The 22,854-nt window shown below is 59.5% G+C and carries 18 protein-coding genes; 4 read left to right on the top strand and 14 right to left on the bottom strand.

From position 1 onward, the window contains the following. From D8U82_RS19605 to D8U82_RS19530, 14 genes are all read right to left on the bottom strand, one after another. The coding region (locus D8U82_RS19605) for a DUF4123 domain-containing protein (RefSeq protein WP_177434149.1) at positions 1-713 on the bottom strand (713 nt) is incomplete at its 3' end. Further along, positions 710-2,806 carry a type VI secretion system tip protein VgrG gene (locus D8U82_RS19600; protein WP_130902785.1) on the bottom strand — a complete coding sequence of 699 codons (2,097 nt, stop codon included), beginning with the start codon at positions 2,804-2,806 and terminating at the stop codon, positions 710-712. The genes D8U82_RS19600 and D8U82_RS19605, both read right to left, overlap by 4 nt. A gap of 275 nt (positions 2,807-3,081) precedes the next feature. After that, the gene (locus D8U82_RS19595) at positions 3,082-3,669 is read right to left on the bottom strand and encodes a lipoprotein (protein ID WP_041480414.1); all 588 of its coding nucleotides are present in this window, start codon (positions 3,667-3,669) and stop codon (positions 3,082-3,084) included. 77 nt (positions 3,670-3,746) lie between these two features. Beyond that, the gene (locus D8U82_RS19590) at positions 3,747-4,685 is read right to left on the bottom strand and encodes a carbohydrate kinase (protein ID WP_130902784.1); all 939 of its coding nucleotides are present in this window, start codon (positions 4,683-4,685) and stop codon (positions 3,747-3,749) included. Between the two features lie 13 nt (positions 4,686-4,698). Next, entirely contained in the window at positions 4,699-6,195 is a 1,497-nt protein-coding gene (xylB, locus tag D8U82_RS19585; RefSeq protein ID WP_130902783.1) for a xylulokinase, read from the bottom strand. Positions 6,196-6,399: 204 nt separating this feature from the next. Next, positions 6,400-7,872 (bottom strand): mannitol dehydrogenase family protein, encoded by a 1,473-nt coding sequence (locus D8U82_RS19580; RefSeq protein WP_130902782.1) that lies wholly within the window; start codon positions 7,870-7,872, stop codon positions 6,400-6,402. A gap of 15 nt (positions 7,873-7,887) precedes the next feature. Further along, the gene (gene ugpC, locus D8U82_RS19575) at positions 7,888-8,991 is read right to left on the bottom strand and encodes a sn-glycerol-3-phosphate ABC transporter ATP-binding protein UgpC (RefSeq protein WP_130902781.1); all 1,104 of its coding nucleotides are present in this window, start codon (positions 8,989-8,991) and stop codon (positions 7,888-7,890) included. A 166-nt stretch (positions 8,992-9,157) separates the two neighbouring features. After that, a complete protein-coding gene (locus D8U82_RS19565; RefSeq protein ID WP_016774872.1) occupies positions 9,158-9,988 on the bottom strand; it encodes a carbohydrate ABC transporter permease in 831 nt (276 codons plus the stop codon). Positions 9,989-9,996: 8 nt separating this feature from the next. After that, the gene (locus D8U82_RS19560) at positions 9,997-10,923 is read right to left on the bottom strand and encodes a sugar ABC transporter permease (RefSeq protein ID WP_041480415.1); all 927 of its coding nucleotides are present in this window, start codon (positions 10,921-10,923) and stop codon (positions 9,997-9,999) included. Positions 10,924-11,079: 156 nt separating this feature from the next. Next, the gene (locus D8U82_RS19550; RefSeq protein WP_125926539.1) at positions 11,080-12,390 is read right to left on the bottom strand and encodes a sugar ABC transporter substrate-binding protein; all 1,311 of its coding nucleotides are present in this window, start codon (positions 12,388-12,390) and stop codon (positions 11,080-11,082) included. A gap of 340 nt (positions 12,391-12,730) precedes the next feature. Continuing rightward, positions 12,731-13,636: an AraC family transcriptional regulator gene (locus tag D8U82_RS19545; protein WP_125926540.1), complete on the bottom strand. Its 906-nt coding sequence runs from the start codon at positions 13,634-13,636 to the stop codon at positions 12,731-12,733. An 88-nt stretch (positions 13,637-13,724) separates the two neighbouring features. Next, the gene (locus D8U82_RS19540; protein ID WP_130902779.1) at positions 13,725-14,588 is read right to left on the bottom strand and encodes a phospholipase; all 864 of its coding nucleotides are present in this window, start codon (positions 14,586-14,588) and stop codon (positions 13,725-13,727) included. A gap of 107 nt (positions 14,589-14,695) precedes the next feature. After that, positions 14,696-16,000: a glycosyltransferase gene (locus D8U82_RS19535; RefSeq protein WP_130902778.1), complete on the bottom strand. Its 1,305-nt coding sequence runs from the start codon at positions 15,998-16,000 to the stop codon at positions 14,696-14,698. 117 nt (positions 16,001-16,117) lie between these two features. Then, positions 16,118-16,477 carry a response regulator gene (locus D8U82_RS19530; RefSeq protein ID WP_130902777.1) on the bottom strand — a complete coding sequence of 120 codons (360 nt, stop codon included), beginning with the start codon at positions 16,475-16,477 and terminating at the stop codon, positions 16,118-16,120. Between the two features lie 266 nt (positions 16,478-16,743). Between D8U82_RS19530 and D8U82_RS19525 the strand changes: the two genes are divergently transcribed. From D8U82_RS19525 to D8U82_RS19510, 4 genes are read left to right on the top strand one after another with little or no spacing between them, the layout of a single operon-like run. Beyond that, positions 16,744-20,217 (top strand): response regulator, encoded by a 3,474-nt coding sequence (locus D8U82_RS19525; RefSeq protein WP_130902776.1) that lies wholly within the window; start codon positions 16,744-16,746, stop codon positions 20,215-20,217. Continuing rightward, complete coding sequence (locus D8U82_RS19520) at positions 20,217-21,050, top strand: protein-glutamate O-methyltransferase CheR (RefSeq protein ID WP_016774863.1); 834 nt, start codon at positions 20,217-20,219, stop codon at positions 21,048-21,050. Before D8U82_RS19525 ends, D8U82_RS19520 begins: the two co-directional genes overlap by 1 nt. Then, a complete protein-coding gene (locus D8U82_RS19515) occupies positions 21,047-21,640 on the top strand; it encodes a chemotaxis protein CheB (RefSeq protein WP_130902775.1) in 594 nt (197 codons plus the stop codon). Before D8U82_RS19520 ends, D8U82_RS19515 begins: the two co-directional genes overlap by 4 nt. Continuing rightward, positions 21,634-22,848: a hybrid sensor histidine kinase/response regulator gene (locus tag D8U82_RS19510; RefSeq protein ID WP_016774861.1), complete on the top strand. Its 1,215-nt coding sequence runs from the start codon at positions 21,634-21,636 to the stop codon at positions 22,846-22,848. Before D8U82_RS19515 ends, D8U82_RS19510 begins: the two co-directional genes overlap by 7 nt. Positions 22,849-22,854 lie beyond the last annotated feature (6 nt).

Here is a 22,854-nt window from a genome sequence, read left to right as displayed (position 1 = left end):
AGAGTGACGTCTTCCGCGTCCGTTAAACCTTCACTGCGGCCAGCGTCCAGCGCTTCTTTCACTTGTTTCAAACGGGCGCCGTGACAGGTGCTGGCAAACACTTCAGGCGCTTCTTTTTCCAGTTCAGTGGTGAGGCTGTAGGGTAGAGGATCGATCTCCATGTCCGTCCACAGCTTTCCGTCAAGAAAGATAGGCTCGTATCTTCCGGGCTTTTCAAGGTTGAGTCCCTTCAGACAGTGCCATTGATCTTCTTCTGCTGGCACCCACCACTCCTGCAGCGGTCCAAACAGCCACGCATGCCAAGACAGATCATCGCGTGCGTGCAGCATTGGCACGACTTCTGGCGCGTAGCTACGGATCATCAAGACTTCGCCTGCTTCATTCTTTGCCAGCAACGCATCACTAAGGTGAGCGGCGAGCTTGTCGGCTGGGCAGTCGGTACGAATCCAACTGGCCATTGCGGTGCAGCCGGTGAAATGTTCGTGAGCGAGAAAGGCCTCGAATTCCATGTGGCCAACGTCGACCAGCCACGGGCCGTAGTTGCGCAGTTCGGCGAATTCCGGTTGCGCCATCAACGGCCGTCGTGACGGGTCAACTCTGACGAACTGCAATCGAGCGGGTTCCGGCAACAGGCCGATCTCAACGATCGCGAATATCGACTGAGCGTTCTTTTGCGCTTCGCTCCAGGCTTTCGCTGCGTCACTCTTTGTCATCGATTGGCCCCCGATTGCAGGGCGAGTTTTTCGCGCATGGCTTTTTTCAGGCATTCGACGCAGATGCCGGTAGGTGCTTTGAGTTTCGGCGTCACGGCGAGGGATTCCGCCTGCATCATCTGGTTAGCGCGCGTTTGCATCAGGCGTCCGGCGTTATCAATGGCTGCGAGTCCCGGAATGAATGGGGCGAGGATCTGAATGCCAGTGCCGGCCCCAGGACCACCACCCGAATTCACCTTCACTTCCGCGCCGCTGATGGTCACCCCACCCGCATCAACCTTCACAAAACTCCCACCAGCCTTGGCGGTCAGCTCCATGCCACCCTCAACCACCACCTTGTCACCAGCGTGATAGTGAATCTCCGTCCCAGCCTCAACAAACTGCGCCGTGCCGACCTTCACATGCTGCGTCACACCCACCGTCAGGTGATCATCCGCGCGCATTTCGCTGATGCGGTCCAGATGGGTGATCCGGTGCTCTTCGACCTTGAACTCGCTCAACACATTCGCTTCAACGGTGTCGTGGCGTTCGTTGCCGACGCGGATTTTCTGGTCGTGTTCGACGTTTTCGTCCCAGTCGCGCTGGGCGTGGATGTAGATCTGTTCGGCGCCTTTCTTGTCTTCGATGCGGAATTCGTTGTAGCCCTTGCCGCCCGGGGAGCTGAGGGTTTTGAAGGTGCTGCGGGTCTTGTTGGCCGGCAGGTCGTAGGGGACGACGTTTTCCTTGTGGTATAGGCAGCCGGTGACGAGGGGCTGGTCGGGGTCGCCTTCGAGGAAGGTGACGAGGACTTCCATGCCGATGCGCGGGATGGCGATGCCGCCGTAGGCTGCGCCCGCCCAGCCGCTGGCGACGCGCATCCAGCAGGTGGTCTTGTCGTCGGACTGGCCGTCGCGGTCCCAGTGGAATTGCACCTTGATGCGGCCGTACTGGTCGCAGTGGATCTCTTCACCGGCAGGACCCGTGACGACGGCGGTCTGGCTGCCGAGGACTTTCGGTTTCGGGTGTTCGAGGGCAGGGCGGTAGTGCGCGTCCCACGGGGTGGCGAGGAAGCTGTTGCGGTAGCCCTGGTGGAAATCGCTTTTGTTGTCGGTGACGTCGCTGGTGACGTTTTCACCGAGCACTTGCGGTTGTTTGCCTTCGTGGAAGACTTCCAGCAGCAGCCAGAGGTCGTTCCACTCGGCGCGCGGGTGTTCGGCGAGCGTGAGGAAATGGCCGCTGGTGAGGGTCGGTTCATCACCTTTGCCTTCGGCGAGTTTGTAGTCGCTGCGATGGCGTTCGAGGGCGCGGGTTGAGAGGAACTTGCCGCGCTCGCGGGTGGTGAAGCGGCCGGGGTAATCGTAGTCTTCTAGGTCCGGGGCGAATTCGGATTTGACCGCGCCTTCGGGCAGCAGCTTGGGTTTTTCGAAATCGTAGTCGCGACGGCTGACGCGGGTGGTACGGGTTTCCAGGCGCAGGTTGAAGCGCTTGATCACCGGTTTCTCCGCAGCCATGCCGGAGTCCTGCTGGTAGCTGACCGGCTTCAGTTTGCGGAACACCGTCTGATCGTCGCCGAACACCAGTTTGTGGCCGCTGCTGCTGTGCTGGAAGTGGAAGTGAATGCCTTCCTCTTCGCACAGACGCTGGATGAAATGCAGGTCGGACTCGTCGTATTGCACGCAATACTCACGCTCCGGGTACTCGGCGCCGAGCTGGAAGCTGTAGGCGTCAGAGAGAATGCCGCGATCTTCCAGCACCTGGGCGATGATTTTCGGCACCGTCAGTTGCTGGAAGATCTGCTGATCATGGTTGTGCTGCAGATAGGCCAGTTGCGGCATCAGGCTGATGCTGTAGCGGGTCAGGGTCTTGCCGGAGTCGCCCTGCTCGATGCGATAGACCTGGCCGTGAATCTTGCCTTCGCCGGTGGCGCCGAACGTCAGGCAGGCGCGCTTGTGCAGCAGCTCTTCGAGCTTCAGGTCGGGGCGGGCGCTGACCAGTTCGAGGTCGAAACGGAACGGTTCGTTGAGGGCTTCGCGACCGGTGAAGCTGAGGACTTGCAGGTCGGCGTTGGCGTCTTCGATCGAGAGGGTGATGTGGGTTGCATTGGCGTCCAGCATGCCTTGAATTCCGTCCGTTGAATAAGCAGGTGATGGATGTTGCAGGATTAGACGGCCTCATTCAAGGCGCAAATGGCGTAGGTGTGGGGCCTTGATGCCATAGGGAAAACCCTTAGGAGGGCGGTTTGGGTCAGTGAAATCGGGCCTTTCATAGACTTTGATGGTGTTTGAGAGATTGCCATCGCGGGCAAGCCCGCTCCCACAGGTTTCTCGGGTGTAGACAAAATCGGCATTCACTAAGGCCCTGTGGGAGCGAGCCTGCTCGCGAACGGCTTCTACAACCAATGCCAGAACCGGCTCCAGAACCCGCGATTGAGGTCTTCCTTGCAGCCGGCATATTGCTGCGCATACAGATCCGAACGGTTCTGCACCTTGCGCGCGGTCGGCGGTAGCCAGGCTTTGCTCGCGTAGGTCTTGTTGCGGAAGCCGCCCCAGCCTTCGTGGTAGTTCAGGTACTGGTTATAGGCGTCGTATTTGTACACGCCGTTGATCGAGGTGGTCTTGTCCATGTACCAGCCGACGAAGTCGATTGCGTCGTCGAAGTCTTCGCGATCGGCCCAGTTGCGGCCGGTGCTTTTCTGGTAGTCGGCCCAGACTTCGTCCTTGGCTTGCGCATAGCCGGAAGCGGTCGAGACGCGACCCCACGGAATTACCCAGAGCAGGTATTTGCGCGGCGTCTTGGCGTCGTAGCGATAGCCGGATTCCTGATACATGATCGCGAAAGGCACCTGGATCGGCACGCCCCAGCGTTTCTGGGTGACTTGCGCAGCGTCGTACCAGTCGCTTTTCTCGCGGAAGATTGCGCAGATGTCTTCCGGGGAGCGGGGCGGCGAGGTGCCGCAACCGCTCAGCAGGGTGGCCATGGTCAGGAGGGCGAGGATGTGCCTGTGATTCAAGAGCTGTTTTCCGTCGTGCGCAAAAAGGTCGACAGTCTACGCGCTCAGCTCAATTGATGACGATAGGGCAAATCCGGACCGGTTTTGCTGCAGGTCAGTGCGGCGGCTTGTACGGCGAACCTGAGCATGCCGTCGATTTGCTCTCGACTGAGCTGCTGCACGCCTTCGACCGAGTCCAGCGAATGTTCGGTCAGCCAGGTGATCAGCGCCGCCTGGAAGGTGTCGCCGGCGCCTACCGTATCGGCGATCTGAACCTGATTGGCCGGCACCGACCACGAGCCATGGGTGCGACTGAACACCGTTGCGCCGTCGCCACCGCGCGTCAGGAAGACGATCTGGCAGCGATGTTCGAGCCAGCCTTCAATCACGTTTTGCGGATCCTGCTCGGGATAGAGCAGGCTCAGATCCTCGTCGCTGACTTTGATCAGATCGGCCAGTTGCACCAGCGTGGCGATGCGCTCGCGCCATATCTCGATGTTCGGCTCGGGGTTGAGGCGCACGTTGGGATCGAGGCTGATCAGGCGTTTGCCGCTTTCGCGCTGAACCAGCTTGAGCAAGGTGTCGCCAATCGGCTGCACCACCAGCGAAAACGAGCCGATGTGCAGGCCGCGCACCTCGTCGCCGAGTGTCGGCAGATGTGCCTCGCTTAGTTGCCGGTCGGCGCAGCCTTCGCCACGGAAACTGTAATGCGGCGAGCCATTGGCGCCCACCGCGACCATCGCCAGGGTGGTCGGCGCGGCAAAATCCACCAGATAATCCGGGCGCACACCTTCGTCCTGTAGCACTTGCTGCAAACGCCGGCCGAGGTAGTCGGTGGACAGCCCACCGAAGAGCGCCGAGTCCACGCCCAAGCGGCGCAGACCGACGGCGACGTTGAACGGCGAACCGCCGGCAATCGCCTTGAAATTGACTTTCGAGGCCAGACCGCTGGCATCGTTTTCGCTGAAGAAATCAAACAGGGCTTCGCCACACACCAGGTACATAGTTGTTTGCTCGTTATAGGGTTGCGACATGCTGTTGATAGCGTTCGTAGGCCTGCTGGAACGCCGCGACATTGGCGGCGATCGGCAGGGTTTCGCTGCCCGCGTCGAGTTTCACGCAGCGCTCGCACAGCTCGGCCAGGGAGACATAATCGCCGTTAGAGCGCGACGCGCACCACGCCGCTTGAATCGCCGCACCCAGTGCGGCGGCTTCGCTTTGTTCGGTGCAGATCACCGGAGCGTTCATGATATCGGCGACGACCTGCCGCCACACCGCGCTCTTCGAGCCGCCGCCGATCAGGCAAATGCGCAGGCTTTGTAAACCATTCTGGCGGAGCAAATCCAGCCCGTAGCGCAAACCGAAGGTGGTGCCTTCGACAGCGGCGCGGCACAGGTTGGCTTGGGTCAGGTTGTCCATGGTCAGGCCATGCAGGCTGCCGGTGGCGTGGGGCAGGGCGGGGACGCGCTCACCGTTGAGAAACGGCAACATGCTCACGCCTTCGGCGCCGATCGGTGACTGCGCGACCAATTCGTTGAAGGTCGGCAGATCGAGCTTGAACAGTTCGCGAATTGCACCGGTGGCGTTGGTCAAATTCATGGTGCAGATCAACGGCAGCCAGCCGCCGCTGGAGGAACAGAACGTGGCAACCGAGGCATCGGCGCTGACGCTCGGGGCGTCGGAGAAGGCGTAGACCGTGCCGGACGAACCGAGGCTCATAGTGATCGCGCCGGGCTGGATATTGCCGGTACCGATGGCGCCCATCATGTTGTCGCCACCGCCGCTGGAAACCACCGCGTTGGGGTTGATGCCGAGTTGCTCGGCGATTGCCGGGAGGAGAGTGCCGACGGCGGCGTGCGCGTCGATCAGCTCCGGCAGCGCGGTTTGCAAACGGCCGCTGGCGTCGATGTCGCACAGGATCTGCACATCCCACTGCCGCGTGCGCACGTTGAAATAACCGGTGCCGGAGGCGTCGCCGTATTCGCTGCAGGCGCGGCCGGTGAGCCAGTAGTTGAGGTAGTCGTGGGGCAACAGTATCCGCGCGATACGCGAGAACACGTCGGGATGCTGCTCTTTGGTCCAGAGCAGTTTCGACACCGTGTAGCCCGGCGCAATGACCACGCCGAGGCGTTCCAGCGAGCCTTCCTCGCCGCCCAGTTGCGCGAGTAAGCGGTCGTTTTCCGGCGTGGTTTCGGTATCGCACCAGAGCTTGGCCGGGCGCAGCACTGCGCCTTGCTCATCGAGCAGGACCAGGCCGTGTTGCTGGCCGGAGACGCCGACACCGAGGATCGCCTGGCCGTCGACGTTTGCCGCTTGCAAGGCCTGGCGGGTGGCGCTGACGAAAGCGTCGAGCCACTGTTGAACGTCTTGTTCGCGGCGGCCGTTGGCGCCGCTGATCATCGTGTGCGGCGCCGCGCCCAGACCGAGCACCTGCCCGCTGTCGGCATCGAGGATGATCGCTTTGGTGCCTTGGGTGCCGCAGTCGATACCCAGGAAGAGCTTTGTTGTTGTCATGTATGGGCCTGTCAGATTGCGCTGAAGATCAAGAGCTACCCCCTCACCCCAGCCCTCTCCCCCATGGGGGCGAGGGGGAAAGGGAGCAGATTTTCATGCCTTTCACACTCTGTATTCGACTCGGAATTTCAGGTCGATGAATAACGGAAGAACCACGCGGTCGGTTCCCTCTCCCTCCGGGAGAGGGCTAGGGTGAGGGGCTTTTCAGCCGAGCACCCGTTCCAGAGTCCGCGAAACCCCAACCTCGCGCAAACTCTGGCAGCACCACTCGAACGCTGCAACAAACTCCGCCGACTTCGGTATCGCCGTGCCGAAAATCTCTTCAACACCCAGCAACCGCTCCGTGGTCAGCCCTTCGTCCGCTACCAGACCTTGGCAGAAAGCCGCTCGCGGGTCCGGAATCGAATACGTATCGCCATTCTCATCCACGCCCTTCAAATACAGCGCCCACGCCGCGACTACCAGTGCCGCGCGTTTGGTCTCGCGGCCATCGGCGATCAGCCGATTGATCGTCGGCACGGTGAACTTGGGAAACTTCGATGAGCCATCCGAACACACGCGCTCCAGTTGATCGGCAATCGCCTGATTGGAAAACCGCGCCACCAGCGTGTCCTTGTATTCGCTCAGATCAATGCCCGGCACCGGCGCCAGCTGCGGCGTGACATCCAGATCCATGTAAGCGCGCATGTAACGCACGAACAGCGGATCGTTCATGGTTTCGTGGACGAAGCGATAGCCCTTGAGAAAGCCCAGATACGTCAGCGCCAGGTGACTGCCGTTGAGCAGTTTGATTTTCATCTCTTCGTACGGCGACACATCGTCGGTGAACTGCACGCCGACCTTTTCCCATGCCGGGCGGCCGTTGACGAATTTGTCTTCCAGCACCCACTGCACAAACGGTTCGCAGACCACCGGCCAGGCATCGTCGACGCCGTGTTTGTCGGCCAGTTGCAGGCGATGCGCGGTGCTGGTCATCGGCGTGATGCGGTCGACCATGGCGTTGGGGAAGCTGACGTTCTGGTCGATCCAATCGCGCAATTGCGGATCACGCAGCGCGGCGAACGCCAGCAGCGCCTTGCGCGCGACCGCGCCGTTGTGCGGCAGGTTATCGCAGGACATCACGGTAAATGCCGGAACACCCGCCGCACGGCGTTTGGCCAACGCGGCGCAGAGGAAGCCGAACACGGTGCCCGGCGCTTCCGGATGTGCGAGGTCGTGTTGAATCTGCGGCAGATGCGCCATGAATTCGCCGCTGCTGTCGTCGATGCAGTAACCGCCCTCGGTGATGGTCAGCGAGACGATGCGGATCTGCGGTTCGGCGAGTTTGTCGATCAGCGTTTGCGCGCCATCTTCGGCCAGCAGCATGTCGCGGATTGCACCGATGACGCGCACTTCGGTGTCGTCGCTGTCGCCCAGTTCGAAGAGGGTGAACAGGTAATCCTGCTCGCGCAGATCATCGCGGGCACGGCGATCTTCCGGTCGCAGGCCGACGCCACAGATTGCCCAGTCCAATGCTTCGCCAGTGTTCATCAAGGCATCGGTGTAATACGCCTGATGTGCGCGGTGGAAACCGCCGACGCCAATGTGGGCGATGCCCTGGCGGGTGTCGCCGAGGTTGTAGCCCGGCAGTTGCACTTCGGCGGCGAGGCGATTGAGGTTCTGTTGGTTGAGTTTCATCGGATAGTCTCGAAATCAGGCGGCAGCGCGCAGTGGGCGGGTCAGCGCCACACCTTCAGCGTCGAACAGGTGGCAGTGAGTCGGGTCCAGACGCAGACTCAATTGCTCGCCATAACGGCTGGCCAGATCGCCGCGCACGCGCATGGTCAGGGCTTCACCGGCGCTGGTGGTGACGTGGCAGAAGGTGTCGCTGCCAAGGCGTTCGCTGACATCGGCAGTCACCTGCAACGTGCAGTCGCCGGGTTGTGCCAGCTCCAAGTGTTCAGGGCGAATACCCAATGTGACTGCGCTGCCGACACTGAGGTTGGCGGCGTTGAACGGCAGGGTGATGCGCGTGCCGGCGTCCAGTGACACTTCGCAGCTGGCGCCGTCGATGCGGGCAATCTTGCCTTTGAGGAACCCCATTTTCGGCGTGCCCAGAAAGCCTGCGACAAACAGGTTGGCCGGGTTGTGATACAGGTCCAGCGGCGAGCCGACCTGTTCGATTCTGCCGCCATTGAGCACCACGACTTTGTCGGCCATGGTCATCGCTTCGACCTGATCGTGGGTCACGTAGATCATCGTTGCTTGCAGGTCCTTGTGCAGGCGCAGCAGCTCCAGACGCATCTGCACGCGCAACGCCGCGTCGAGGTTGGACAGCGGCTCATCGAAGAGGAAAATCTTCGGGTTGCGCACGATGGCACGGCCGATCGCCACGCGCTGGCGCTGGCCGCCGGAGAGCTGTCTCGGCTTGCGCTCGAGCATCGGTCCGAGCTCGAGAATGCGCGCCGCTTCGCCAACCTTGCGCTCGACCTCGGCTTTCGGCACGCCGGCCAGATCGAGGGCGAACGACATGTTCTTTTTTACAGTCATGTGCGGGTACAGCGCGTAGGTCTGGAACACCATCGCCAGATCGCGCTTGGCCGGGCTGACTTCAGTGATGTCGCGGCCATCGAGTTCGATGGTGCCGCCGCTGACCTCTTCCAGCCCGGCGATCAGGCGCAGCAGGGTGGACTTGCCGCAGCCCGACGGGCCGACGAAGACCACGAATTCCTTGTCGTTCACTTCCAGGTCAATGCCCTTGATGATGGAAAAGCCTTCGAAGCCTTTTTGCAGATTCTTGATTTTCAGGTTGGCCATGAGATGGGCCTCCGCAATTTATTATTCGATTGAACCAGCCGCACATTCTGACTGTGGGAGCGAGCCTGCTCGCGATGGGGCCGTGTCAGCCGCCTTCAACGTTGAATGACGCACCGCATTCGCGAGCAGGCTCGCTCCCACAGGAGTCGTGTTGGTTCAGGGATATTCATTTCACGGCACCAAACGACAGGCCGCGCACCAGTTGCTTCTGGCTGATCCAGCCAAAGATCAGAATCGGCGCACAGGCCAGGGTCGAGACCGCCGACAACTTGGCCCAGAACAATCCTTCGGGACTTGAATACGAGGCGATCAACGCGGTCAGTGGTGCGGCATTCGATGAGGTCAGGTTCAGCGACCAGAACGCCTCGTTCCAGCACAGGATCAGCGACAGCAGCACGGTAGAGGCGAGGCCGCCCTTGGCGATCGGCAGCAGTACGCGAACCATTTCCTGCCACAGCGTCGCACCATCGAGGCGGGCGGCTTCGAGGATGTCCTTGGGGATGTCCTTGAAGTAGGTGTAAACCATCCAGACCACGATCGGCAGGTTGATCAGCGTGTAGATCACGATCAGCGCAATGCGCGTATCGAGCAGGCCGAAACTCTTGGCCAGCAGGTAGATCGGCATCAGCACGCCCACCGGCGGCAGCATCTTGGTCGAGAGCATCCACAGCAGCGTGCCTTTGGTGCGCTGGGTTTCGTAGAACGCCATCGAGTACGCCGCAGGCACCGCGATCAACAGGCACAGGGCCGTGGCGCTGAACGAGATCACCACCGAGTTCCAGGCGAAGCTGAAATAGTCGCTGCGCTCGTTGATGTGCAGGTAGTTCTCCAGCGTCGGCGTGAAGATGAACTGCGGCGGCGTGGCGAAGGCGTCGATTTCGCTCTTGAAACTGGTCATCACCATCCAGAAGATCGGGAAGAAAATCACGATCGCGATGGCCCAGGCCAGCGTGCCGAGCAGCAGGCTTTGCAGGCGGCGGGATTGTTGGAGCGTCATGGCAGGCCTCACGCTTTGTCAGTCAGGTTTTTGCCGATCATTCGCACCAGAATGATCGCGGCGATGTTGGCGATGACCACGGCAATCAAGCCGCCCGCCGAGGCCATGCCGACATCGAACTGCACCAGCGCCTGGTTGTAGATCAGGTAGGCGAGGTTGGTCGAGGCGTAGCCGGGGCCGCCGTTGGTGGTGGTGAAGATTTCGGCGAACACCGAGAGCAGGAAGATCGTTTCGATCATCACTACCACAGCGATCGGCCGCGCCAGATGCGGCAGGGTCAGGTGCCAGAAAATCGCGATCGGGCCGGCACCATCCAGGCGCGCAGCTTCTTTCTGTTCCTGATCCAGCGACTGCATGGCGGTCATCAGAATCAGGATCGCGAAGGGCAGCCATTGCCACGAAACGATGATGATGATCGACAGCAGTGGGTAGTGCGCCAGCCAGTCCACCGGTTGCGCACCGAACAGCTTCCAGATGTAGGCGAGGATCCCCGAGACCGGATGGAAGATCAGGTTTTTCCAGATCAACGCGCCGACGGTGGGCATGATGAAGAACGGCGAGATCAGCATCACCCGCACCAGGCCGCGACCAAGAAATTCGCTGGCCTCCAGCAACGCGCTGATCAACACACCGAAGACCACACTGATCAGCAGCACGCTGCCGACCAGCAACAACGTATTGGTCGCGCCGGGCATGAAGCCCGAATCGGTGAGGAAGTAAGTGAAGTTCTCAAGCCCGACGAATTCGTTTTCGCCGGGGTAGAGCAGGTTGTAGCGGATCATCGAAAAGTACAGGGTCATGCCCAGCGGCACGATCATCCACAGCAGCAACAGCGCCACCGAAGGGCTGACCAGAAACCAGCCGGGATTGCGCACCCGCAGCTTGCGCTGGGGTGGCGACAGGTCGATGTGGGCTTTGGCAGTTGAAGTATTCATGGCATTCACAACCGAGTCATACAGACCTATGGAGATCCCCATGTGGGAGCGAGCCTGCTCGCGAAAGCGCTGGGTCAGTGTCATGTGTGTTGGCTGACACGACGCCTTCGCGAGCAGGCTCGCTCCCACAAGAGGCAGGAGCAAGGCATTCAGCGGTTACTTGGGATAACCCGCGCGCTTCATCTCGCGTTCCGTAGTCTGCTGCGCCGCCGCCAAAGCCTGATCTACCGTGGTCTGGCCGATCAGTGCTGCCGAGAACAGCTTGCCGACCTGGGTGCCCACTGCCTGGAATTCAGGAATGGTCACCAATTGAATGCCGATGTACGGCACCGGTTTCAGCGTCGGCTTGCTCGGGTCAGCGGCCTTGAGTGATTCCAGCGTCACCTTGGCAAACGGCGCGGCGCTCATGTAAGCATCGCTGTAGGTCGAAGCGCGGGTGCCCGGCGGCACGTTGGCGATGCCATCGGTCTTGGCAACCAGTTCGCCGTACTCTCTGGACGTGGCCCAGGCGCTGAAGGTTTTTGCTGCGTCCTTGGCCTTGGAGCTGGTCGGAATCGCCAGCGCCCACGAATACAGCCACGCCGAGCCTTTATCCGTGACCTGATGCGGAGCGAAGGTGAAACCGACGTGATCGGCGACCTTGCTCTGGGTCTTGTCGGTGACGAACGAGCCGGCGACGCTGGCGTCGACCCAGATCGCGCATTTGCCGCTGTTGAACAGGGCGAGGTTTTCGTTGAAACCGTTGCTGGATGCGCCCGGCGGGCCGGATTTCTTCATGGTGTTGACGTAGAAATTCAGCGCGTTTTTCCACTCCGGGCCGCTGAATTCCGGTTTCCACTGCTCATCGAACCAGCGCGCGCCGTAAGCATTGGCGACAGTGGTGACCAGCGCCATGTTCTCACCCCAGCCGGCCTTGCCGCGCAGGCAGATGCCATATTGCTCTTTGTCTTTCTGGGTGAGCTTTTCCGCGAACTCGGCGATCTCTTCCCAGGTCGGCCGCTCCGGCATGGTCAGCCCGGCTGCCTTGAACAGGTCGGTGCGGTAATAGGTGATCGAACTCTCCGCGTAAAACGGCAGCGCATACAGCGAACCCTTCACCGACAGGCCCTCACGCACCGACGGGAAGACGTCGTCGAGGGCGTAACTGGCCGGCAGGTCCTTCATCGGCTCCAGCCAACCCTTGCCGCCCCAGAGTGCGGCTTCGTACATGCCGATGGTCAATACGTCGAACTGGCCGCCCTGAGTGGCGATGTCGGTGGTCAGGCGCTGACGCAGCACGTTTTCTTCCAGCACCACCCAATTGAGCTTGATGTCCGGATGCTCGCTCTCGAAGGTTTTCGAGAGTTTCTGCATGCGAATCATGTCGCTGTTGTTGACGGTGGCGATGGTCAGAGTCTGGGCGCCAAGGCTGACGCTGCTGAGGGTCATGCAGGTGAGAGCGAGCAGAGCTTTTGCAGTGGGTTGCATCGTGCACTCCTTTTCTGGCACCCGACGGGGCAGAAGGACAGTTATTGTTTTTGTGTCTTCCGAATGCAGGAAGAATCTGCGCTGATTACAGCCTTCAACGGCGGGGCTGACAAATCATCCCTAGCACTTTTGTTGATACTTTTTTGCACTGGGGTTTGGTGGGGGGAACGCAGGGAAGGGGTTTTGCGCGAGGTGCGGTTAACGAATGCGTACAGATTTCGCCAGCCGGGCACAACCTCTTGTGGGAGCGAGCCTGCTCGCGAAGATGGTGTGTCAGCACGGGATTTTTCACTGACAGAACGCTTTCGCGAGCAGGCTCGCTCCCACAGGTGGCGTGTCGTCAGAGATGATTCTGTTCAGTCAGCCGCTGCACCGCCAGCCGTCGATAGTGCGACGGCGTCATGCCCTTGAGTTGCTGAAAGCGCCGATTGAAGTTGGAAATATTGTTGAAGCCCGACTCGAAGCACACCTCGGTCACCGGTTTGTCGCCATCGGCCAGCAGCTCACAGGATTTGCTGATGCGCAGGCGATTGACGAATTCGATGAAGTTGCGTCCGGTGGCCTGTTTGAATACCCGGCTGAAATAGGTCGGCGTCATGCCCAGGTGCTCGGCCACTTCTTCCAGTGAAATGTCCCGGGCGTAATGGCTGAAGATGTAATCGACCGCGCGGTTGGTGCGGTCGATGTTGTGTTCGTCGGCCAGTTGCGGCGTGGTGGCACCGGACAACAACAGGTAATCCTCACTGGCCGCGAGCAGTTCCATCAGGATGAAAAAATGCCCGAGGCGGGTGATGCCGGTGCTGTCGGCGATCCGCTGCATAAGCGTCATGGCCTGACGGATCGTGCGCTTGCAGCGAAATTCGATGCCGTACTGCGCGCGCTCAAGCAGTGGCGCCAGGGATTTCAGCTCAGCGAACACCTGATGCCCGCTCTCGAACAATTCGTCGGTGAAGTTGACCAGCATGTCGCGCTTCTCCACCACTTCATCTTCAGCGACCTGGCTGATCCAGTTGTGCGGCAGGTTGGGACCGGTCAGAAACAGGGTTTCCGGATAGAAGTTGCCGATGTAATCGCCGATGAACACCTTGCCGGAACTGGCAACGATCAGGTGCAGTTCGTATTCCTTGTGGAAATGCCAGCGCACCAGCGGGCAGGGAAAGCCGTGCTGGCGGTAGATGATGGACAAGCCGTTATGGTCGTCCATCAACTCGTAGGAAGGGTCGGTCACGCGAGCGGTTCGGGTCATGACGAGGCACTTTTTTATTATCGCTGCGCGATCATGCCTCGTTTTTTGCCATTTGTGCCACTTCCGACCGGCCGTCCGTGGAGACCGCTCAACTGAGCTTGTCGCGGGCCTTTTGCAAGTTGGCCATTTGGCAGAAGCGCACGATATTCGAATTCTTGATGAAGTCGAAATTGATGATGTTGCACTTGCGCGCCCAATCGGATTTTTCCGGATCGAACCACTCGTCAAGACTGTCGAGGATTCGCTGTGGCCCGCCGAGTGTGTAACTGGTTGCCGACAGCGACCACGGGCGGCGCGTACTGACAGGTGTGCTCAGTACGTTGTCTATATAGCCATAAAGATCCGAGGTGCTGACCTGTGATTTGCCGATCCACTTGTGATTGATCTGGCTATAAAAGCGGAAGTCCAGGGTTTCCCAGGTCATCGGCGCAGCCACCATAACGCGCTGCAATGGATCGATGGCTTTGAGTTGGCCAATTGTCAGATGCAGATTTTCGGTGGGAATGATCCGTTCCCCAAGGTGCTCCAGCAAAGCTGCTCTGAATTCCTCATGGTTGAATGGATCTGTAGCGTTGGAAAGTTCATGAAAGTCCAGAACGATAAACTCGTTCTGGCTTCTTTCATAAAATCCCTTGAGGTCTCTGATCAGGTCTTCAAGCGTTCGCGAAGAGTTGAATCCATTGTGCTGGAAACGGAATCTCGCCAGTTGTTTCGCCTTGCTGTTGTAAACAAGGCGTACATCAAGTGCGCGAGCGCCGCGATTCAACAGCGAATAAAACGAAACGTCCTGGCAGGCAAGCCAGTTTTTACCGGGAATCAGGGCATAAGAAGCTTCCCAGTCACAGCCGGCGTTGTGCGCGCCGGGCAGGGTCATTTCGAATAACGAAAGATTATCGATTTGTGGTGAATCAGCCATCCATTGATGGGTTGGTATATCGTCGAAGTTTTCCATGTTGCATATCCTGCGAAGTGGTTGATTAGTTGCGCGCAGGATGTTTATAGGCATGTTCGCGTTATTGCGAAAGTTCGCTTTTAATGCAAGTCATGTAATTGATGTAATCAACGCTCTGTTGGATTCAACTGGTTTTTCGCTTCGATCCATTGAGCCATGTATTGAGTGCTTTTGAGTGTGTGATGTCGCAACATGGCGCCGGTGAAGTTGTCGTTTCTAAGTTGTGCCAAGTGTTGTCGGCAATCATCTATCCGGTTGATCAGACGCGGGCCATGTACGCTGCGCTGATAACGTTGCTGCAAAAGTGCCGAAGCCTGAATCTGCGCTTGCTGCCAGCGCGCTGGATCTTCGTACAGTTGCACGGCCTGTTCGGCGAAGGTATTTGCGTCCAGGGCAATGGCGCCCGGCCAAGGAGCATCGCCGTGCATGGCTTCGGCGCCGATCGGTGTCGTCACGCTTGGCGTGCCACAGAGCATGGCATCGACCAGTTTGCCCTTGATTCCCGCGCCAAAGCGCAATGGCGCAAGGCAGACCCGCGCTGCCGACATCACTTCAAGCGCATCTTCGGCCCAGTCCATGATGTGAAAGCCTTGGGCCGGGTTGTGCAATGCGGTGGCTTTGGGCGGCGTATAGGCGCCATAGATATGCAGTTGCGCGCGAGGCAAGCGCGCGCGGATCAGCGGCCAGAGGGTGGTCTTCATCCAGAGCACGGCATCCCAGTTTGGCGCGTGACGGAAGTTGCCAATGCTGAGGAAATGCGCGCGCTCTTCGAAACCTGGCGCGGCGGTGTCCGGAAGATCAATCATCAACGGACACCAATGCAGGATCTGCCGAGGCAGACCGAATTCCTCGACCAGCAGGTCGATCTCGACTTCGGAAATCATCAGGTTCAAATCACACCGGTACAGCGCAGCGATTTCCCGTTTGGCCAGATCGGTGCTCGCCATCAGCTGGAATTCTTCGTGCAATGCCGGTGCGAACAGTTCGGTGAAATCAGTCTGCTCGTCGTCGCTTTTCAGCCGGTCTTTCAGACGCTGATGACGCGCATGCCGCAGGCTTTGCAGGTCGGAGGTTTCCAGGATGCGCAGGGCGCCCGGGCAGTGTTTCTCCACCCGCCAGCCAAACTGTTCTTCCATCATGAACTGATCGAACAGCACGATATCCGGCGCCAACTCGCTGATGAACGTGTCGAAACTGCTGTTGTTGAGCTCGATCGATACTTCGCGAACGCCCAGCGCCGTCAGATCAGCCTTGTGTTCACCCGGGCCGGCCGGGCTGCTGAACGTGATGTCCCATCCCTGATCGAGAAATGTCTCGAGGATCTGCATGACATGTCCGCTGGCCGCCGAAGAGCGGGGCTCGGGCCAGACGTAGCCGATGACCAGGACTTTGGTGGGAACTGAGTGGGACATCGCTGGATTCTCGGCGCTTAAAAAAGGCGCAATTAAACCACAGTGATGCGTGCTCATCGCCAGTTCAGGTTGATCACGATTGCTCTGGTTCCAGCCAATGCAGGTAGATGCGCAGGACTATTCCAGTATGGATTTTACCTTGTCGCGTAGCTGGTCAATCGAAAACGGTTTGCCGATGACATGCATGTCGCCGGGTACTTCGATAGTCTCGGCATAACCGCTGGCAAACAGGATGGGCAGAGCAGGTTGCAGCTGACGGGCCTTTTGAGACAGTTCGCGGCCATCCATGCCAGGCAGGCCGTAGTCGGTCATCATCAAATCGATGGCGTTATCAGAATCCGCAAGAATCGCAAGCGCCTTGCCGCCGTCTTCAGCCTCCAACACGGTGAATTCCAGCTCCTCCAGCACATCCACGATGAGCATGCGCACGATGTCGTCATCTTCTACGACAAGGATAGTGGAGGCATTGGCAGACATGGCGGGACTCTCAGAAAAATGAAATCGGGGGATACCGGGCAAGCGAATTTTGCCGGACTCTTGCATGAGTAAGTGGCGCGTAGCCACAAGTTCCCGAGCTGATACAAAAAAGAACAGGTCAGTGCGGTGCGGCAAGGATAACCGTTGGCGTCGTCCAATGCGCAGGCGTGTGTAGGAAAATGCCATCATTTGTGTGAGAAAAATGGATCCATGGCGGGGTTTTGGGGCAAACTCTCGGGTTTTCAACAGTTCGACAAGGCTGCCCCATGTCCTCTCCGTCCTCGGTTGATGAACAACGGTTCCGCAAACTTCTGAGTCGCAACGTCAGCCTGCCGCTGGGCGTCGGCGTGCTCAGTGCGGTGTTTTTCGTCTCACTGATCACCTATTTGCTGTCCGTCATCCAGTGGGTCGAGCATACCGACCGGGTGATCAATAACGCCAATGAGGCGGTGAAACTCACTGTCGATCTCGAAACCGGCATGCGCGGCTATCTGCTCAGCGGTGACGAGCACTTTCTCGACCCGTACGAAGTTGCCAAGCCGCGTATCGAGGTCGCTCTCAATACATTGCTGGAGCTGACCGCCGATAATCCGGTGCAGACCGATCGCCTGCGCCGTTTGCAAGCCTTGCAGATGGAGTGGGCCAACTACGCGCAGTCGATGATCGATCTGCAGCGCAGCAGTGGCGACTATCGCGGTGCGGTCAAGGCCGGGCGGGGCAAGCGCCTGACCGATGAAATCCGCAAGCAATTCGAGGACGTCATCGAGACCGAGCAGGTGCTGCGCGCCACCCGCAATGAGGATGTGCGCCGCACGACGATCTGGAGCATCACCCTTTATCTGATTTTCATCGTCGGTATCAGTGGGTTGCTGGCCTACATCGGCCGCCGTGATCTGCTCAACCTGTCGACCAACTACAGCGCCAACCTCGCCGCGCAACTGGCCAGCGCCGAACGCCTCGAGAAGCAGGCGTGGCTGCGCAACGGCCAGACGCAACTGGCCGAGCAGGTGTTGGGGCAACTGACGCTGAACCTGCTGGGGCGCAACATTCTGCAATTCTGCGCGCAATACCTCGGCACTGCCGTCGCCGCGCTTTATGTGCGCGAAGAACATGGCGGCCTCAAGCGCGTGGCGACTTATGGTTTCTCCCGCGAGCAGGAAGAGCTCAATCAAACGATCTATAGCGGCGAAGGCATCGTCGGCCAAGTGGCAGAGCAGGCACGCCTGATCCGTCTCGACGCGGTGCCGGGCGACTATTTCAAAGTCAGCTCCGGTCTCGGTGCAGGCCTGCCGCACAGTGTGCTGGTGGTGCCGACCAGTGATGATGACCGCGTCAATGGCGTGATCGAACTGGGTTTCCTGCGTCCGCTGTCCGAGCGCGACATCGAACTGCTGGAATTGATTGCCGGCAACATCGGCACCTCGATCGAAGCGGCGCGTTACCGTCAGCGCTTGCAGGAAGTGCTCGCCGAAACCCAGCAGCTCAATGAAGAGCTGCAAGTGCAGCAGGAAGAGCTGAAGACTGCCAACGAAGAGCTGGAAGAACAGTCGCGGATTCTCAAGGAATCCCAGGCGCATCTGGAAACCCAGCAAGTCGAGCTGGAGCAGACCAACGAGCAGCTCGCCGAACAGCGCGATGCGATGGACAAGAAAAACACCGAGCTGAATCAGGCGCAGATCCAGCTCGAAGAGCGTGCCGAAGAGCTGCAACGCTCGAGCAAGTACAAATCCGAATTCCTCGCCAACATGTCCCACGAACTGCGCACGCCGCTCAACAGTTCGCTGATTCTGGCCAAGCTGCTGGCGGAGAACCCGCAGCAGAATCTGTCGGCGGAACAGGTCAAGTTTGCCGAATCGATCTATTCGGCCGGCAACGATCTGCTCAACCTGATCAACGACATCCTCGACATTTCCAAGGTCGAGGCCGGCAAGCTTGAAGTGATTGCCGAAAACACCCGCGTCGATCGTCTGGTCGATGGCTTGCGCTCGATGTTCGAACCGTTGGCGGCGGACAAGAAACTGGCCTTCAGCGTCGAGGTTCAGCCGGACGCACCGGGCTTGCTGTTCACCGACCGTCAGCGTCTGGAGCAGGTCATCAAGAACCTGCTGTCCAATGCGATTAAGTTCACCGAGCACGGCGCCGTCAGCCTGAGCATCACCGCGCAGCCGAATGATCACATCGCTTTCAGCGTCAAGGATTCCGGGATCGGTATCGCTGCCGATCAGCAGGAAAGTATTTTCGAGGCGTTCCGTCAGGCGGATGGCACCACCAATCGCAAATACGGCGGCACCGGCCTTGGCCTGTCGATCTCGCGGGATCTGGCGACGTTGCTGGGCGGTTCTATCAGCGTCGACAGCGTACCGGGGCAGGGCAGCACGTTTACGCTGGTGTTGCCGCGTCAGTATCACGAATTCGGTGAAACGCCGGCCGCGCCGCTGACCTTCCACCCGGCACCTGTGACGCCTGCGCCAGTTGCTGTTGCGGCTCCGCTGGCATCGGCAATTCCGGCAGTTATCCCGCGCTTCGCCGACGATCGCGACAAGGCTCCGTTCGCCACCCGCTGCATTCTGGTGGTGGAGGACGAACCGAACTTCGCCCGTATCCTCTATGACCTCGCCCATGAATTGGGCTACCAGTGCCTGGTCGCCCATGGCGCTGACGAAGGTTACGACCTGGCGCGCGAATTCGTGCCGGATGCGATCCTGCTCGACATGCGCCTGCCGGATCATTCCGGTCTGACCGTGCTGCAACGCCTGAAAGAACGCGCCGAAACCCGGCACATTCCAGTGCACGTGATTTCCGTGGAAGACCGCGTCGAAGCGGCCATGCACATGGGCGCGATCGGCTACGCAGTGAAACCGACCACCCGCGAAGAGCTCAAGGATGTGTTCGCCCGTCTCGAGGCCAAGCTGACACAGAAGGTCAAGCGCGTGCTGCTGGTCGAAGATGACGATCTGCAACGCGAAAGCATCGCGCGGCTGATTGGCGACGAAGACATCGAAATCACTGCCGTCGGCCTGGCCCAGGACGCACTGGAACTGCTGCGCACGACCATCTACGACTGCATGGTCATCGACCTCAAGCTGCCGGACATGCTCGGCAACGATCTGCTCAAGCGCATGTCCACCGAGGACATCTGCTCGTTCCCGCCGGTCATCGTTTACACCGGACGCAACCTGACCCGCGACGAAGAGGCCGAACTGCGCAAGTATTCACGCTCGATCATCATCAAGGGCGCACGCTCCCCGGAGCGATTGCTCGACGAGGTCACACTCTTTCTGCACAAAGTCGAATCGCAGCTGTCCCATGAACGGCAGAAGATGCTCAAGACCGCGCGCAGCCGCGACAAAGTCTTTGAAGGTCGCAAAGTGCTGCTGGTGGACGACGATGTGCGCAACATCTTCGCCCTGACCAGCGCGCTGGAACACAAAGGCGCAGTCGTGGTGATCGGCCGTAATGGCCGCGAAGCGATTGAGAGACTTCATGAAGTCGAGGACATCGACCTGGTGCTGATGGACGTGATGATGCCGGAAATGGATGGCTTCGAAGCCACCATGGAAATCCGCAAGGATCCGCGCTGGCGCAAGCTGCCGATCATCGCGGTGACGGCCAAGGCCATGAAGGACGATCAGGAGCGCTGCCTGCAAGCGGGCGCCAACGATTACCTGGCCAAGCCCATCGACCTTGATCGTCTGTTCTCGCTGATACGTGTGTGGTTACCGAAAATGGAACGCATCTAGTGGAACGCAGCAGTTCAGCCGAGCGCAACAGCGAAATCGAATTACGCTTGTTGATCGAGGCGATTTACCTGAAATACAGCTATGACTTTCGCGACTACTCCGGCGCTTCGATCAAGCGCCGGGTGCAGCACGCGCTGAGTCAGTTCGAATGCGCGACCATCTCGGCCCTGCAAGAAAAAGTCCTGCACGACCCGACCGCGTTCATGCAGCTGCTGCAACTGCTGACGATCCCGGTCAGCGAGATGTTCCGCGATCCGTCGCACTTCCTGGCGATCCGCAACGAAGTGGTGCCGCTGCTGCGTACCTATCCGTCGCTGAAAATCTGGATTGCCGGCTGCAGCACGGGCGAGGAGGTCTATTCGATGGCGATCCTGCTGCGCGAAGAAGGCCTGCTCGACCGCACGATCATCTACGCCACCGACATCAACCCGCGCTCACTGGAGAAGGCCAAGCAAGGGATTTTCTCCATGGAAAACGTCCGCGCCTACACTGCCAACTATCAGCAGGCCGGCGGTCAGCGTTCGTTTGCCGATTACTACACGGCAGCCTACGGCTACGCGATTTTCGACAAGAGCCTGTGCGAGAACGTGACGTTCGCCGACCACAGCCTGGCCACCGACAGCGTGTTCTCCGAAACCCAGTTGATTTCCTGCCGCAACGTGCTGATTTATTTCAACAAGAAGTTGCAGGACCGGGCGTTCGGGCTGTTCCATGAATCGTTGTCGCATCGCGGCTTTCTGGTGCTGGGCAGCAAGGAAACCCTGGATTTTTCCAACTATTCGAACCAGTTCGAGGCGTTGGTCAAACAAGAACGGATCTACCGCAAATCATGAACGACACCCCGAGCCTGCCTCGCATCGAGGCCGTCGTGATCGGCGCCTCCGCAGGCGGTGTCGAGGCGTTGCTGACCCTGCTCGGGCCATTACGCAAAGGCTATGTGCTGCCGATCATCATCGTTCTGCATCTGCCGGAAGAGCGCCGCAGTCATCTGGCCGAAGTGTTCTCCCGCCGTGTGGCGATGCCGGTCAAGGAAGCTGAAGACAAGCAGGACATTCAAGCCGGCACGGTGTATTTCGCCACGCCCGGTTATCACTTGTCGGTCGAAGCGGATCGCAGCCTGTCGCTGAGCCTGGAGGATCGCGTGCATCATTCGCGGCCTTCGATCGATTACCTGTTTGAATCGGCCGCTGACGTTTACGGCGAGACACTCGCCGCCGTGCTGCTGACCGGCGCCAATCAGGATGGCGCGCGCGGTCTGGCCTGCGTCAAGCGCTGCGGCGGCCTGACCATTGTTCAAGACCCCGATGATGCACAAGTCGCCACCATGCCCCAGGCTGCACTGAACGTTCTGCAGCCGGATCATGTCCTACCCATTCACGGCATCGGCCGTCTGCTAGTCGAGCTGGAACGAATCGCATGCTGAGTAATATCCAAGCCAAACTGTTGATCGTTGACGATCTGCCAGAAAACCTGCTGGCGCTGGAAGCGCTGATCAAGCGCGAGGATCGCACGGTCTACAAGGCTCTGTCGGCGGACGAGGCACTGTCGCTATTGCTGCAACACGAATTCGCCATGGCCATTCTCGACGTGCAGATGCCGGGCATGAACGGCTTCGAACTGGCCGAGTTGATGCGCGGCACCGAGAAGACCAAGAACATTCCGATCATTTTCGTCAGCGCCGCTGGCCGTGAACTCAACTACGCGTTCAAGGGCTACGAAAGCGGTGCGGTGGACTTCCTGCACAAGCCGCTGGACATTCATGCGGTGAAGAGCAAGGTCAACGTTTTCGTTGATCTGTATCGCCAGAGCAAGGCCATGAAACAGCAGGTCGAGGCGCTGGAGCAGGCCCGACGCGAGCAGGAAGCGCTGCTGCAACAGTTGCAAAGCACGCAGCTTGAGCTGGAACAAGCGGTGCGCATGCGCGATGACTTCATGTCCATCGTTGCCCACGAGGTGCGTACACCGCTCAATGGCCTGATCCTTGAAACCCAGCTGCGCAAGATGCACCTGGCGCGGGACAACGCCGCGGCGTTCACCCTCGACAAGATGCAGGCGATGGTCGATCGCGATGAGCGGCAGATCAAAAGTCTGATTCGCCTGATCGAAGACATGCTCGATGTCTCGCGAATCCGCACCGGCAAACTGTCGATCCGCCCGAGTCGTTTCGATCTGGTGCAACTGGTCAGCAATCTGCTGCAAAATTTTGCACCGCAAATGGAAGCGGCGGAAACCAGCGTTTCCTTTGAGGCGTCCGAGCCGGTCGAAGGTTGCTGGGACGAGTTCCGCATCGAGCAAGTGGTGTCCAATCTGCTGACCAACGCCTTGCGTTACGGCGGTCGCAGCCCGATTCAGGTGCGCGTCTATCGCGAAGCTGACGAGGCTCGGGTCGAGGTCCAGGATCACGGCATCGGCATCAGCGCCGAGAACCAGAAGCGTATTTTTCAGCAGTTCGAACGGGTGTCCGCCAAGACGGTGGTGGCCGGGCTCGGGCTGGGTCTGTTCATTTCCGAGCAGATCGTCGCCGCCCATGGCGGCTCCATCGTCGTCGAGAGTGAAATCAACGAAGGCGCCCTGTTTCGCGTTTGTCTGCCGATCCAGGAAAACGGCATATCCGACGCAACCTCTGAGTGACCACAC

Source organism: Pseudomonas sp. Sample_23, from assembly GCF_004307595.1.
Taxonomy (GTDB): domain Bacteria; phylum Pseudomonadota; class Gammaproteobacteria; order Pseudomonadales; family Pseudomonadaceae; genus Aquipseudomonas; species Aquipseudomonas atacamensis.
The sequence above is the reverse complement of the archived record's forward strand: the minus strand, read 5'-3'. Positions and strand labels throughout refer to the sequence as shown.

Excerpts from the sequence above, each read along its gene's own strand:
- xylB (WP_130902783.1), bottom strand. The coding sequence starts at position 6,195 with ATGACAACAACAAAGCTCTTCCTGGGTATCGACTGCGGCACCCAAGGC.
- D8U82_RS19600 (WP_130902785.1), bottom strand. The coding sequence starts at position 2,806 with ATGCTGGACGCCAATGCAACCCACATCACCCTCTCGATCGAAGACGCC.
- D8U82_RS19535 (WP_130902778.1), bottom strand. The coding sequence starts at position 16,000 with ATGTCCCACTCAGTTCCCACCAAAGTCCTGGTCATCGGCTACGTCTGG.
- D8U82_RS19565 (WP_016774872.1), bottom strand. The coding sequence starts at position 9,988 with ATGACGCTCCAACAATCCCGCCGCCTGCAAAGCCTGCTGCTCGGCACG.
- D8U82_RS19510 (WP_016774861.1), top strand. The coding sequence starts at position 21,634 with ATGCTGAGTAATATCCAAGCCAAACTGTTGATCGTTGACGATCTGCCA.
- D8U82_RS19595 (WP_041480414.1), bottom strand. The coding sequence starts at position 3,669 with ATGGCCACCCTGCTGAGCGGTTGCGGCACCTCGCCGCCCCGCTCCCCG.
- D8U82_RS19530 (WP_130902777.1), bottom strand. The coding sequence starts at position 16,477 with ATGTCTGCCAATGCCTCCACTATCCTTGTCGTAGAAGATGACGACATC.
- D8U82_RS19590 (WP_130902784.1), bottom strand. The coding sequence starts at position 4,685 with ATGTACCTGGTGTGTGGCGAAGCCCTGTTTGATTTCTTCAGCGAAAAC.
- D8U82_RS19525 (WP_130902776.1), top strand. The coding sequence starts at position 16,744 with ATGTCCTCTCCGTCCTCGGTTGATGAACAACGGTTCCGCAAACTTCTG.
- D8U82_RS19545 (WP_125926540.1), bottom strand. The coding sequence starts at position 13,636 with ATGACCCGAACCGCTCGCGTGACCGACCCTTCCTACGAGTTGATGGAC.
- D8U82_RS19540 (WP_130902779.1), bottom strand. The coding sequence starts at position 14,588 with ATGGAAAACTTCGACGATATACCAACCCATCAATGGATGGCTGATTCA.
- D8U82_RS19550 (WP_125926539.1), bottom strand. The coding sequence starts at position 12,390 with ATGCAACCCACTGCAAAAGCTCTGCTCGCTCTCACCTGCATGACCCTC.
- D8U82_RS19560 (WP_041480415.1), bottom strand. The coding sequence starts at position 10,923 with ATGAATACTTCAACTGCCAAAGCCCACATCGACCTGTCGCCACCCCAG.
- D8U82_RS19580 (WP_130902782.1), bottom strand. The coding sequence starts at position 7,872 with ATGAAACTCAACCAACAGAACCTCAATCGCCTCGCCGCCGAAGTGCAA.
- D8U82_RS19515 (WP_130902775.1), top strand. The coding sequence starts at position 21,047 with ATGAACGACACCCCGAGCCTGCCTCGCATCGAGGCCGTCGTGATCGGC.
- ugpC (WP_130902781.1), bottom strand. The coding sequence starts at position 8,991 with ATGGCCAACCTGAAAATCAAGAATCTGCAAAAAGGCTTCGAAGGCTTT.